At 65.2% G+C, this 12,709-nt stretch carries 10 protein-coding genes; 7 read left to right on the top strand and 3 right to left on the bottom strand.

The genetic code is table 11. The features are described 5' to 3' along the window. Positions 1 to 22: 22 nt before the first annotated feature. Positions 23 to 418 carry a hypothetical protein gene (locus AB4Z32_RS04455; RefSeq protein WP_441934708.1) on the bottom strand — a complete coding sequence of 132 codons (396 nt, stop codon included), beginning with the start codon at positions 416 to 418 and terminating at the stop codon, positions 23 to 25. A gap of 567 nt (positions 419 to 985) precedes the next feature. Here AB4Z32_RS04455 and miaB point away from each other — a divergent pair. The 3 genes from miaB to ybeY are packed head-to-tail and all read left to right on the top strand — an operon-like array spanning position 986 to position 3,910. Next, positions 986 to 2,359, top strand: coding sequence for a tRNA (N6-isopentenyl adenosine(37)-C2)-methylthiotransferase MiaB (miaB, locus tag AB4Z32_RS04450; protein WP_441934707.1), 1,374 nt, complete (start codon positions 986 to 988; stop codon positions 2,357 to 2,359). Beyond that, the gene (locus AB4Z32_RS04445; protein WP_441934706.1) at positions 2,356 to 3,459 is read left to right on the top strand and encodes a PhoH family protein; all 1,104 of its coding nucleotides are present in this window, start codon (positions 2,356 to 2,358) and stop codon (positions 3,457 to 3,459) included. The genes miaB and AB4Z32_RS04445 overlap by 4 nt, the downstream gene beginning before the upstream one ends. Next, positions 3,440 to 3,910, top strand: a complete 471-nt coding sequence (gene ybeY / locus AB4Z32_RS04440; protein ID WP_441934705.1) for an rRNA maturation RNase YbeY — start codon at positions 3,440 to 3,442, stop codon at positions 3,908 to 3,910. The genes AB4Z32_RS04445 and ybeY overlap by 20 nt, the downstream gene beginning before the upstream one ends. A 109-nt stretch (positions 3,911 to 4,019) precedes the next feature. Here ybeY and AB4Z32_RS04435 read toward each other — a convergent pair whose 3' ends face one another. Together AB4Z32_RS04435 and AB4Z32_RS04430 are read right to left on the bottom strand one after the other, a co-directional pair. Further along, entirely contained in the window at positions 4,020 to 6,263 is a 2,244-nt protein-coding gene (locus AB4Z32_RS04435) for a molybdopterin cofactor-binding domain-containing protein (protein WP_441934704.1), read from the bottom strand. A 14-nt stretch (positions 6,264 to 6,277) separates the two neighbouring features. Beyond that, the gene (locus AB4Z32_RS04430; protein WP_441934703.1) at positions 6,278 to 6,781 is read right to left on the bottom strand and encodes a (2Fe-2S)-binding protein; all 504 of its coding nucleotides are present in this window, start codon (positions 6,779 to 6,781) and stop codon (positions 6,278 to 6,280) included. 154 nt (positions 6,782 to 6,935) lie between these two features. On the opposite strand from AB4Z32_RS04430, the gene AB4Z32_RS04425 reads away from it, so the two are divergent. The 4 genes from AB4Z32_RS04425 (at position 6,936) to glyS (ending at position 12,698) form a co-directional block, all read left to right on the top strand. After that, positions 6,936 to 7,820, top strand: a complete 885-nt coding sequence (locus AB4Z32_RS04425; RefSeq protein WP_441934702.1) for an HlyC/CorC family transporter — start codon at positions 6,936 to 6,938, stop codon at positions 7,818 to 7,820. Between the two features lie 81 nt (positions 7,821 to 7,901). Continuing rightward, positions 7,902 to 9,485 carry an apolipoprotein N-acyltransferase gene (gene lnt / locus AB4Z32_RS04420; protein WP_441934701.1) on the top strand — a complete coding sequence of 528 codons (1,584 nt, stop codon included), beginning with the start codon at positions 7,902 to 7,904 and terminating at the stop codon, positions 9,483 to 9,485. Between the two features lie 114 nt (positions 9,486 to 9,599). After that, a complete protein-coding gene (gene glyQ / locus AB4Z32_RS04415) occupies positions 9,600 to 10,562 on the top strand; it encodes a glycine--tRNA ligase subunit alpha (protein WP_441934700.1) in 963 nt (320 codons plus the stop codon). A 24-nt stretch (positions 10,563 to 10,586) separates the two neighbouring features. Further along, positions 10,587 to 12,698, top strand: a complete 2,112-nt coding sequence (gene glyS, locus AB4Z32_RS04410; protein WP_441934699.1) for a glycine--tRNA ligase subunit beta — start codon at positions 10,587 to 10,589, stop codon at positions 12,696 to 12,698. Positions 12,699 to 12,709: the final 11 nt, after the last annotated feature.

Genomic DNA, 12,709 nt, shown 5'->3' with positions numbered 1-12,709 from the left:
ACCGGCCGTCATGCCCGCGGCATCAGTGCGCATAATTACCGGACTTGGAAGCGTCGCTCTGCTCTTGCGGCTGGGCTTGTTGCTGTTGTGCAGCAGCTTGCTGTGCAGCAGCTTCTTTGGCGGCTTTTTCTTCAGGCTTCGGGCGGCCTTGGGCGTCCGACAGGCGATATTTGGTGCGGCGGTCGCCCATCAGGTCGCGCAGGTCGCGGATGCTCATGCCGGTCACTTCGTGCATACGGATCAGCAGCGACGCGCCGACCGGCAGGCGATGGTGACGGATCTTGCTGATCACCGGCGGAGCGACCTCCAGCATGCGCGACAGCGCGGCGTCGTTCTTCAGCTGCATCTTGCCGAGCAGGATGTCCAGCAAGTGGTTCGGGTTGTAGCTTTCCTGTGAAGACAGAGCGTGATGTGCCATGATTACCTCGTGAGTGGTTAAAATAGTTCTCTTACGAACTTTGTTAAAGACTTCGTTTCGTCAACATAAGTTCCCGGACACGTTACCGAACGATCAATCGACTGCGCGTTAACAACGTCACCGGACCCCGTGCGCTCCCTAACTCGCTTCCGTTACGCACTTGTATTTCGAACAAATTATCAAACTCATACGTCGCGTTCACACTCGACCTGAGCACTGAAATCATTGGCCGAAATCAAGCTATCGTCGGGAAAGCTTGTCATACAGTCATTTCAGCACATGGTGACAGATTGTGGCGCACGCAAGAGTTTTCTTGAACTAATTTTGCAATTTCCAGAACACAGGAACTATTTGATTTACAAGAAGAAATAAAAAAATCGTTCCGACAATCACAAACATAACAGTTAGCAACCAGAAATCAAGATTTAACAATGTAACTGACTGTATCAAAAATTTTATTTTGGAAATTAACCGTTCCCGGCAGTACCGAAACCAGGCGCACACGCCCTTTTCCGGGCATGTTTCCGATTTGCGGTAAACTGGAATTCACTTGTCAAAGCATCAGCCATGCAGAAAAAAGTATTCATCAAGACCTTTGGTTGCCAAATGAACGAGTACGACTCGGACAAGATGGCTGACGTGCTCGGCGCGTCCGAAGGACTCGTACGCACCGACAGCCCCGAGGATGCCGACGTCATCCTTTTCAACACCTGCTCGGTCCGCGAAAAGGCACAGGAAAAGGTCTTTTCCGATCTCGGCCGCCTGAAGGAGCTCAAGCGTGGCAAGCCGGACCTCGTGATCGGCGTCGGCGGCTGCGTCGCCTCCCAGGAAGGCGAGGCGATCGTCAAGCGCGCGCCCCACGTCGACGTGGTGTTCGGCCCGCAGACCCTGCACCGCCTGCCGCAAATGATCCAGGCGCGGCGCGCCAGCGGCGCGGCCCAGGTCGACATCAGCTTCCCGGAAATCGAAAAGTTCGACCACCTGCCCCCGGCCAAGGTCGAGGGCCCGGTCGCCTATGTCTCGATCATGGAAGGCTGCAGCAAGTACTGCAGCTACTGCGTGGTGCCCTACACCCGCGGCGAGGAAGTCTCGCGCCGCTTCGAGGACGTGCTGACCGAAGTCGCCGGCCTCGCCGCCCAGGGCGTGAAGGAGATCATGCTGCTGGGCCAGAACGTGAACGCCTACCGCGGCCTGATGGACGGTGGCGAGGGCGCGGCGCAGTTTGCCGATTTTGCCCTGTTGCTCGAATACGTGGCGGCGATCCCCGGCGTCGAGCGCCTGCGCTTCGTCACCAGCCACCCGAAGGAATTCACCCAGCGCCTGATCGACGCCTATGCCAAGATCCCGCAGCTGGTGAACCACCTGTATCTGCCGGTGCAGCACGGTTCCGACCGCATCCTGCAGGCCATGAAGCGCGGCTACACCGGCCTCGAATACAAATCCATCATCCGCCGCATCAAGGCGGTGCGCCCGAACATCTCGATCTCCTCGGACTTCATCGTCGGCTTCCCCGGCGAGAGCGATGCCGACTTCGAAGCGATGATGAAGCTGGTGGAAGACGTCGGCTTCGACAACAGCTTCAGCTTCATCTTCAGCAAGCGCCCCGGCACCCCGGCCGCCAACCTCGAAGACGATACCCCGCACGAGGTCAAGCTGGCGCGCCTGCAGCGCCTGCAGGCCCGGATCGACCTGAACACCCGCAAGACCAGCGCGAGCATGGTCGGCACCGTGCAGCGCATCCTGGTCGAAGGTCCGGCCAAGAAGGGCCAGGGAGAACTGGCCGGCCGCACCGAGAACAACCGCGTCGTCAACTTCGCCCCCGGCGAGCCTGGTGAAACGCTGGTCGGCCAGCTGGTCGACGTGCGCATCACCGAAAGCCTGGATTACACCCTGCGCGGCGACCTGGTCGCCAGCCTTGACTCGATTGCCAAAGCCAGTTGAAAACGCCTACCCAGCCTTCGTATTTCTTCCCCGAGCCGCTCGATAACACGCGGCTCGCCCACCTCTGCGGCCCGCTCGACGAAAACCTGCGCCAGATCTCGGCCGCCCTCGACGTCACGATCTTCCGCCGCGGCGAGAAGTTCATCGTCAGCGGCACCAATGCCGAACGCGCGGTCGAGCTGCTCGAACGCTTCTACGCGGTGGCCAACAAGGTCGTGCCGATCGAAGAGGTGCAGCTGGCCCTGGTGGAGCAGCGCGCCGGCCTGAAGCCGGCCGCCGCCGATGCCCCCGCCGCGTCCGAAGCGAAAAAAGAGCCGGGCGAAACGGTCAGCGCGGAAGCGGAAAACCTCGAACGCGACGAAGCCGGCGAGCTCGTCAGCCCGATGCTGAAGACCCGCCGCAGCGACCTGCGCGGCCGCACGCCGCACCAGATCCAGTACCTGAAGGCGGTGCTCGAGCACGACATCAGCTTCGGCATCGGTCCGGCCGGCACCGGCAAGACCTATCTCGCGGTCGCCTGCGCCGTCGATGCGCTGGAGCGCGACGCCGTCAAGCGCATCATCCTGACCCGCCCGGCCGTCGAAGCCGGCGAGCGCCTCGGCTTCCTGCCGGGCGACTTCGCCCAGAAGGTCGATCCCTACCTGCGTCCGCTGTACGACGCGCTGTACGACCTGCTCGGTTTCGACCGCACCCAGAAGCTGTTCGAGAAGCAGGTGATCGAGATCGCCCCGCTGGCCTTCATGCGCGGCCGCACCCTGAACCACGCGTTCGTGATCCTGGACGAAGCCCAGAACACGACGGTCGAGCAGATGAAGATGTTCCTGACCCGGATCGGCTTCGGCAGCAAGGCCGTGGTCACCGGCGACGTGACCCAGGTCGACCTGCACAAGACCCAGCGCAGCGGCCTGGTCGACGCGGTGCACGTACTGAAGGACGTGCGCGGCATCGCCTTCACCCAGTTCTCCAGTGCCGACGTGGTGCGCCATCCGCTGGTCGGACGCATCGTCGATGCCTATGAAAAATCCGCGTCGATGCAGGAGCTTGGCGCCCTGCCCGGCGTGGCCAAACCCGTGACCCGAAATGCAAGAAAAAAAGCATAAACTCGAACTCGACGTCCAGTACGCCGACACCCGCCTGGAAGCCACGATCACGCCCGCGATGATCGAACGCTGGGTCCAGGCCTCCCTGCTCGGCCCGGCCGAACTGGCGATCCGCTTCGTCGACGCCGCCGAAGGCCAGCAGCTCAACCGCGACTACCGCGGCAAGGACTACGCCACCAACGTGCTGACCTTCGCCTACAACGAAGGCGCCGAGATCGACGACGACGAGCCTACCCAGGCCGACATCGTCCTCTGCACCGACGTGCTGGAGCGCGAGGCCGAGGAGCAGAAGAAAACGGTCGAGGAACACGTGGCTCACCTGGTGGTACACGGCGTGCTGCACGCGCAGGGCTTCGACCACGAGAACGACGAAGAGGCCGAGGAGATGGAGCAGCTGGAGCGCGACATCATGGAGGCGCTCGCGTATCCGGATCCGTACGCGGAGGATTAATCATTAACCCGTCGTTCCCGCGCAGGCGGGAACCCAGGTTTCTACGATCCGCCGCTAAACTTGGATCCCCGCCTTCGCGGGGACGACGGTTTTCGGGCCACAGGCCTTATCAAGCCTTCTTGAGCTGCTCCCCAATCGGCAGCTTCCGCACCCGCTTGCCGGTCGCCGCGAACACCGCATTCGCGATCGCCGGCGCAATCCCCGAGGTCCCCGGCTCGCCGATCCCGCCCGGCTCGTCGTGGCTGTTGACGATGTACACCTCCACCGTCGGCGCCTCGTTCATCCGCATCACGCGGTAGTCGCCGAAGTTGGTCTGCTGCACCCGGCCCTTGTCGAGGGTGATCTCGTCCCACAGCGCGGCGCTGGCGCCGAACACGATGCCGCCTTCCATCTGGGCGATGATGGTGTCCGGGTTGATGTTCTGGCCGCAGTCGACCGCGCACACCACGCGGTGCACGCGCACGTCGCCGTCCGGGCCGACCGAGACTTCCGCCACCTGCGACATATAGCTGCCGAAGGCAAACTGCGCCGACACGCCGCGGCCGACCTTGCGGCCGGCGATCGGCCTCAAAGGCCGGCCCCAGCCCGCCTTCCCGGCCGCCAGGTTCAGTACCGCCAGCGTACGCGGCGACTTTTGCAGCAGCGCGCGCCGGAACGCAACCGGGTCGGTCTTGCTCGCATACGCCAGCTCGTCGATGAAGCTCTCGACCACGAAGACATTGTGGGTCGGACCGACGCCGCGCCAGAACGCGGTCGGCACGCCGGGCGGCTCGTGGCGCACGTACTCGACCCGCATGTCGGGAATCGTGTACTGCAGGTCGGCGGCGGCTTCCACGGCGTCCGGGTCGACGCCGTTCTTGACCATCGGCGGCGCGAAGCGCGCCATGATCGAGGAGCCGGTCACGCGGTGGAACCAGGCCAGCGGCATGCCCTTGTCGTCGAGCTTGGCCGACAGGCGGTCATAATAATAGGGGCGGTACATATCGTGCTGGATGTCTTCCTCGCGGGTCCAGATGACCTTCAGCGGCCCCTTGGCCAGCTTGGCGAAGGCCACCGCCTGGATCACGTTGTCGACTTCCAGCCGCCGCCCGAAGCCGCCGCCCAGGTAATGGTTGTGCACCTTCACCTTCTCGAGCGGCAGGCCGGTGATCTTGGCCGCCGCTCCCTGCGCCAGCGCCGGCACCTGGGTGCCGACCCACAGCTCGCAGGCATCCGCGCGCAGGTCGACCGTGCAGTTCATCGGCTCCATGGTCGCGTGGGCCAGGAAGGGCATCTCGTAGATGGCGTCGATGCGGCGCCCGCCGTCCTGGCCGAGCACCTTCAGGGCATCGCCCTTGTTGGTGGCGATCGCCCCGGTGCCCTGCGAGACCTTGGCCATGTCGGCCACGATCGAGGCCGTGCTGACCTTGGCGTTGGGGCCGTCGTCGAAGCGCGGCGCGGCGGCCAGCAGGCCCTGTTTCGCGGTCCAGAAATTGTCGGCGACGACCGCCACCGCGCCTTCGATGCGCAGCACCTGGCGCACGCCCTTGACCGCCATCGCCTTCTGCTCGTCCACCGCCGCCACCTTGCCGCCCGTGACCGGCGAGGCCATCACCGCCGCGATGCCCATGTCCGGCAGGCGCGCGTCGATGCCGAACAGGGCCTGGCCGTTCACCTTGACCGGCGAATCCAGGCGCTTCATCGACTTGCCGATCAGGGTGAAGTCGGCCGCGTCCTTCAGTGTCACGGTCTTGGGGAACTGCAGCTTCGAGGCGGCGTCGACGAATTCGCCGAAATGGCCCGAGCGGTTCGAGGCATCGTGGCGCACGGTGCCGCCGACCACCTTCAGCTCCTTCTCGTCCACCTTCCAGGTCTGGGCGGCGGCCTGCACCAGCACCGTGCGCACCTTGGCGCCGGCCTCGCGCAGCGGCTTCCAGGCGCCGCGCACCGAGGTCGAACCGCCGGTTACCTGGCCGCCCAGCATCGGATCGGCATACAGGCTGTTGTCGGCCGGCGCCTGCTCCAGCTTCACCTTCGACAGGTCGGCGCCCAGCTCCTCGGCCAGCAGCATCGGCATCGAGGTGAAGGTGCCCTGCCCCATCTCGACCTTGTGGATGATGAGGGTGACCAGGCCGTCGCGGTCGATGCGGATGAAGGCGTCGTGGGCCAGGCCGGCCGGCTCGGATGCCGCGGTGGCGGCCTGGCCAACCGCGGTCTCGGACGGTTTCTCCTTGCGGTCGTTGTGCCCATCCTTGCCGTCACCCGTGCGATGACAGCCGAACAGCGAGAAGCCGAACACCAGGCTGCCGCCCGCCACCGCGCCGGCTTTCATGAAGCCGCGGCGCGAACCCGATACTTTTTCCTTGGTTTCCATGTGCGCTCCTCGGTTCAGGCCTTGCGGGGTGCTTGCGGCTGGGCGGCCGGGGCCACCGCGGGCGACGGGATGCCGGCCGCGATCTTGATCGCCTTGCGGATCCGTCCATAGGTGCCGCAGCGGCAGATATTGCCGGCCATGGCGCTGTCGATGTCGGCGTCGCTCGGCTTCGGCGTAGCCTGCAGCAGCGCGGTGGCCGACATGATCTGGCCGGACTGGCAGTAGCCGCACTGCACCACGTCGACCTGGCGCCACGCGTCCTGCACCCTTGCTCCGACCGGATCGTTGCCGATCGCCTCGATGGTCGTGATCTTCTTGCCGGCCGCCGCCGAGACGGGCGTCACGCAGGAGCGGATCGGCTGGCCGTCCAGGTGCACGGTGCAGGCGCCGCACAGGGCGACGCCGCAGCCGAACTTGGTGCCGGTCAGTCCCATCACGTCGCGGATGGCCCACAGCAGGGGCATGTCGTCGGGGATGTCGAGATTGGTGGTGGTGCCGTTGATGTCCAGGGCGGGCATGAATAACTCCTTCGGTAGCGAATGAACAACTATAAGACAAGCGGCGGACAGAAGGGCGCACACATTCGCCGGGCTAGGTGAGCTGCATAAAAAACAGGCATCCGCGCTTTTGGTGTATCCTAATGCCCATCGCAACAACGGCTTCACGCCAACTATGCCCGAGCACCCTGCTGACGTCCGTAACGACGTCAAAACCCACCGGTCGCTGTTCGAACGGCTGACCGCCCTGATCTCCCCCGAGCCCGAAAATCGCGCCGAGCTGCTCGAAGTGCTGCACGACGCCCACGAACGCAACCTCATCGACGCCGATGCCCTCTCCATGATCGAGGGCGTGTTCCAGGTATCCGACCTGTCGGTGCGCGACATCATGGTCCCGCGTTCGCAGATGGACGTCATCGACATCACCAAGCCGATCGAGGAATGGCTGCCGATCGTGCTCGAGACGGCGCACTCGCGCTTCCCCGCCATCGAGGGCGAGCGCGACAAGGTGGTCGGGATCCTGCTGGCCAAGGACCTGCTGCGCTACTACGCCGAGGAATCCTTCGACGTGCGCGACATGCTGCGCCCGGCCATCTTCATCCCCGAATCGAAGCGCCTGAACGTGCTGCTGCGCGACTTCCGCGCGAACCACAACCACATGGCCATCGTGGTCGACGAGTACAGCGGCGTGGCCGGCCTGATCACCATCGAGGACGTGCTGGAGCAGATCGTCGGCGACATCGAGGACGAGTACGACTTCGACGAGGAAGAGGACAACGTCCTGTCGATCAAGGAAGGCCAGTTCGGCCCGCGCTGGCGCGTCAAGGCCCTCACCGAGATCGACCAGTTCAACGAAGAGATCGGGGTCGACCTGCCCGAGGACGACGTCGACACCATCGGCGGCCTGGTTGCCAGCCACCTGGGCCGCATGCCGCACAAGGGCGAGGTCTTCGACCTGGACAACCTGCGCTTCGAGGTGCTGCGCGCCGACGCGCGCCAGATCCATGTACTGCTGGTCGAAAAGCTGCCTTCGCGCGACGGTGACGCCGATCACGACTGAATGTCGTCGTCCTCGCGCAGGCGGGGAGTCGTTTCCGGCAATGCCGGGAACGACAAATTAGCTAATGAATTGGACCCACGCTTGATCCTGCGCCGCCGTACCCAGACCGCCACCGCGCCCGACCCGGCGCTGCGCGGCACCCGCCCCTCCCCCATCGGCCTCGCCCTTGCCGCCATCGCCGGCGCGGCGAGCCTGTTCTCCTTCGAACCCTTCGGCTGGTGGCCGCTGCAGTTCCTCTGCCTGGCCTACTTCTTCTACCAGGTCGGCATGGGCAGCTCGCCCCGCCGTGCGCTGTGGCTCGGCTGGGCTTTCGGCTTCGGCTGGTCGATTGGCGGCATGCACTGGCTGTATATCGCCCTGAACCGTTTCGGCGGCCTGGCCGCGCCGCTGTCGGCCGCCGCCATCGCCCTGCTCGGTCTCTACATGGGCCTGTTCGCAGCGTTCGCGGCAGGCGCCTCGAGCTGGTTGCGCAAGCGCTGGTCGCTGCCGGTGCCGGCCTTCTTGCTGCTGGTATTCCCGGTGCTGTGGGGCGTGTCGGAATGGATGCGCGGCTGGGTCTTCACCGGCTTTCCCTGGGCCGCTTCCGGCTATGCGCACAACACCGCGCCCCTCGCCGGTTTCGCGCCCATCCTCGGCGTCTACGGCATCGGCGTGCTGGTGGCCCTGTGCGCCTCCTGCCTGGTGATGCTGACCCAGCGCCGACGCCTGCCGGCGCTCGGCCTGGCGGCCGGCGTGCTGCTTGCCGGCTGGGGCCTCGGCCACGTGGAGTGGACCCATCCGGCCGGCCAGCCGATCAGCGTGCGCCTGCTGCAGGGGGACATCCGCCAGGACGAGAAATTCGCCTCCGCCTACCTGAACCAGATCCTGACGCGCTACCGCGACATGATCACGGCCGCGCCGGCCGACCTGATCGCCGCGCCGGAGACCGCCATTCCCGTGTTCCCGCAACAGCTGCCGCCGGACTATCTGGCCGGCTTTGGCGACTATGCGAAGCGCAGCGGCAGCTTCCTCATGTTCGGCATCCCGCTGGCCGACGGTCCCGACGCCTATGCCAACAGCGTGGCCGGCATCGGTCCGCAGGGCCAGACCTACCGCTACGACAAGCACCACCTGGTGCCTTTCGGCGAATTCATCCCGGCCGGCTTCCGCTGGTTCACGAACCTGATGAACATCCCGCTGGGCGACTTCACCCGCGGCCAGGCGGTGCAGGCGCCGTTTGCCGTGAAGGACCAGCTGGTGCTGCCCAACGTCTGCTACGAAGACGTGTTCGGCGAAGAGATCGCCAGGCAGCTGCGCGACGCCCCCCGTCCGGCCACGCTGCTGCTGAACGTGTCGAACCTGGCCTGGTATGGCGAGTCGGTGGCGATCCCGCAGCACCTGCAGATCTCGCGCATGCGCTCGCTCGAGACCGGGCGACCGATGCTGCGCGCGACGAACAACGGCGCCACCGCCATCATCGACGGCCGCGGCAATGTCCAGCAGGTGATTCCCTACTACCGCCAGGACGTCCTGACGGCCAGGGTGCAGGGCATGGCCGGCAGCACGCCGTATATCCGCTTCGGCAATCTGGCCTTCCTGGCGCTCGGCGCCCTGATGCTGCTGGGCGCCTGGCTGACCGGACGTTCGCGCCGGATGCCGAAGAAAAGTGACCAAACCGCCGGCTGATTTCGCGATTCGTTTCGAGTCAGCCGTGAAAACCCGCTAAAATTGGCCTTTTAGCAAACTCACCGCGGTCGCGGCCAGCGTGCCCGACGCCGATATTTAGCTCCACGCCCAAAAATGCTTACATTCCAACAAATCATTTTGACCTTGCAAACCTACTGGGACAAGCAAGGTTGCGCCCTGCTCCAGCCGTACGACATGGAAGTCGGCGCGGGCACCTTCCATACCGGCACCTTCCTGCGCGCGATCGGCCCCGAGCCCTGGCGCGCCGCCTACGTGCAGCCTTCGCGCCGCCCGAAGGATGGCCGCTACGGCGAGAACCCGAACCGCCTGCAGCACTATTACCAGTACCAGGTGGTGCTCAAGCCCGCGCCCGAAAACATCCTCGACCTCTACCTCGGCTCGCTGGCCGCGCTGGGCCTGGACCTCAAGAAGAACGACGTCCGCTTCGTCGAGGACGACTGGGAAAGCCCGACCCTGGGCGCCTGGGGCCTGGGCTGGGAAGTCTGGCTGAACGGCATGGAGGTGACCCAGTTCACCTACTTCCAGCAGGTCGGCGGCCTCGATTGCAAGCCGGTGCTGGGCGAGATCACCTACGGCATTGAACGCCTGGCGATGTACCTGCAGGGCGTCGAGAACGTGTACGACCTGGTCTGGACCGAGTGGGAAGAAAACGGGGCGGCCGGCGAACCGGTAACCAAGCGCCTGTCCTACGGCGACGTCTTCCACCAGAACGAAGTCGAACAGTCGACCTACAACTTCGAGCACTCGAATACCGAACTGCTGTTCCAGGCCTTCAATAACCACGAGAGCGAGGCCAAGCGCCTGATCGAACTGGAGCTGACCCTGCCGGCCTACGAGCAGATCATGAAGGCGTCGCACAGTTTCAACCTGCTGGACGCGCGCGGTGCGATTTCCGTCACCGAACGCGCCGCCTACATCGGCCGCGTGCGCACGCTGTCGCGCATGGTCGCCCAGGCCTATCACGACTCGCGCGAGAAGCTCGGTTTCCCGATGCTGGGGGCCGCCGAGGCGCGAACTGGAAAAGATGTGAATGCCGAAGACGTCAAAGTCGGCTAAGCCCAGAACAAAGAATAGAAGACCATGAACCAGACCCTACTCGCTCAGACCTTGCTGATTGAGCTGCAGACCGAAGAGCTGCCGCCGAAGGCCCTCGTCAAACTGGGCGCCGCTTTTGCGAACGGCATCGCCAATGGCCTGAAGGCCCGCGACTTCCTCGACGCCGGAAGCGTCGTCACCGCCTATGCCACCCCGCGCCGCCTGGCCGTGTCGATCACGAACGTGCGCCCGACCTCGCCGGACAAGGCGATCCGCGAAAAAGTGCTGCCGGTTGCGGTGGCCCTGGACAAGGACGGCAAGCCGACCGCGCCGCTGGCCAAGAAGCTGGCCGCGCTGGGCTTCCCCGACCTGAAGATCGAAGACCTGGAACGCGCCCAGGACGGCAAGGCCGAGAGCTTCTTCTACAGCCATACCGCCCCGGGCAGCAAGCTGGCCGACGGCCTGCAGCCGGTGCTGGAGGAAACCGTCGCCAAGCTGCCGATCCCGAAGGTGATGAGCTACCAGCGGCCAAGCGGCGATACCGTGCAGTTCGTGCGCCCGGTCCACTCCCTGCTGGCCCTGCACGGCGAGGCCGTGGTGCCGCTGTCGCTGCTCGGCCTGGCCAGCGGCCGCGCCACCCTCGGCCACCGCTTCCTGTCGGACGGCCAGCCCTTCGACATCGCACACGCCGACCAGTACGCCGCCGTGCTGAAGGACCAGGGCAAGGTGGTCGCCAGCCCGGAAGACCGCAAGGACACCATCCGCACCCAGCTGCTGGCCAAGGCCGGCGGCGACCAGGTGCTGATGCCGGAATCGCTGCTGGACGAAGTGGCGGCCCTGGTCGAATGGCCGGTGGTCTACGAATGCCGCTTCGAGGACGTGTTCCTGTCGGTGCCGCAGGAATGCCTGATCCTGACCATGCAGACCAACCAGAAGTACTTCGCGCTGACGGACAGCGCCGGCAAGCTGCGCTCGCGCTTCCTGATCGTGTCCAATATCGAGACCGATGACCCGAGCGCCATCGTCGGCGGCAACGAGCGCGTGGTACGCCCGCGCCTGTCGGACGCCAAGTTCTTCTTCGAGCAGGACAAGAAGAAGTCGCTGGAATCGCGCCTGCCGCTGCTGGCCAACGTGGTCTACCACAACAAGCTTGGCACCCAGGCCGAACGTACCCAGCGCGTCACCCGCCTGGCCGGCGCCATCGCGCGCCGCCTGGGCTACGACGTGCTACTGTCCGAGCGCGGCGCCCAGCTGGCCAAGGCCGACCTGCTGACCGACATGGTCGGCGAGTTCCCGGAACTGCAGGGCATCATGGGTACCTATTACGCCCGCAACGACGGCGAGAACGAGGAAGTGGCGCTGGCCGCCTCCGAACACTACCAGCCGCGCTTCTCGGGCGACGCCCTGCCGTCGACGAATACCGGCCTGGCCGTGGCGCTGGCGGACAAGCTGGAAACCCTGGTCGGCATCTGGTCGATCGGCCTGCAGCCGACCGGCGAGAAGGATCCCTTCGCGCTGCGCCGCCACGCCCTGGGCGTGATGCGCATGCTGGTGGAGAAGCGCCTGCCGCTGGGTATCTCCGAGCTGCTGAAGGACGCCACCGGCGTGTTCGACTACATGGCGTCCTTCAAGGACCCGAGCGTGGAAGTCGGTGCCTTCATGCTGGACCGCCTGCGCGGCATGCTGCGCGACCGCGGCTTCTCGCCGAACGAGGTGGAAGCGGTGCTGGCCCAGAACCCGGACCGCGTCGACGACGTGGTGCAGCGCCTGGAAGCCGTGCAGGCCTTCGCCGCGCTGCCGGAAAGCGCTTCGCTGGCGGCCGCCAACAAGCGCATCACCAACATCCTAAAGAAGAACGAGGAAGCGCTGGCGCAAGCGGGTTCGGTCGACCCCGCCCTGCTGCAGGACGAGGCCGAGAAGCAGCTGTACGCCAGCGTGCAGCGCGTGCAGCCGGAAGTCGATGCCGCCTTCGCGCGCGGCGACTTCAGCGGCACGCTCAAGACCCTGGCCCAGCTGCGCGACGACGTCGACGCCTTCTTCAACGACGTGATGGTGATGGCCGAAGACGTCAAGCTGCGCAACAACCGCCTGGCCCTGCTGGCGATCCTGCACGGCATGATGAACCGCGTGGCCGACATCTCCAAACTGGCGGCATAGGCAAGACGCAC

Origin of the sequence: Massilia sp. 2TAF26, from assembly GCF_052115005.1 — a bacterium.
Lineage (GTDB): Bacteria > Pseudomonadota > Gammaproteobacteria > Burkholderiales > Burkholderiaceae_D > Telluria.
This window is presented reverse-complemented; position numbering and strand designations above follow the sequence as displayed.

Coding starts and splice junctions, on each gene's coding strand:
- AB4Z32_RS04455 (WP_441934708.1), bottom strand. CDS start 418: ATGGCACATCACGCTCTGTCTTCACAGGAAAGCTACAACCCGAACCAC.
- miaB (WP_441934707.1), top strand. CDS start 986: ATGCAGAAAAAAGTATTCATCAAGACCTTTGGTTGCCAAATGAACGAG.
- ybeY (WP_441934705.1), top strand. CDS start 3,440: ATGCAAGAAAAAAAGCATAAACTCGAACTCGACGTCCAGTACGCCGAC.
- AB4Z32_RS04435 (WP_441934704.1), bottom strand. CDS start 6,263: ATGGAAACCAAGGAAAAAGTATCGGGTTCGCGCCGCGGCTTCATGAAA.
- AB4Z32_RS04430 (WP_441934703.1), bottom strand. CDS start 6,781: ATGCCCGCCCTGGACATCAACGGCACCACCACCAATCTCGACATCCCC.
- AB4Z32_RS04425 (WP_441934702.1), top strand. CDS start 6,936: ATGCCCGAGCACCCTGCTGACGTCCGTAACGACGTCAAAACCCACCGG.
- glyQ (WP_441934700.1), top strand. CDS start 9,600: ATGCTTACATTCCAACAAATCATTTTGACCTTGCAAACCTACTGGGAC.
- glyS (WP_441934699.1), top strand. CDS start 10,587: ATGAACCAGACCCTACTCGCTCAGACCTTGCTGATTGAGCTGCAGACC.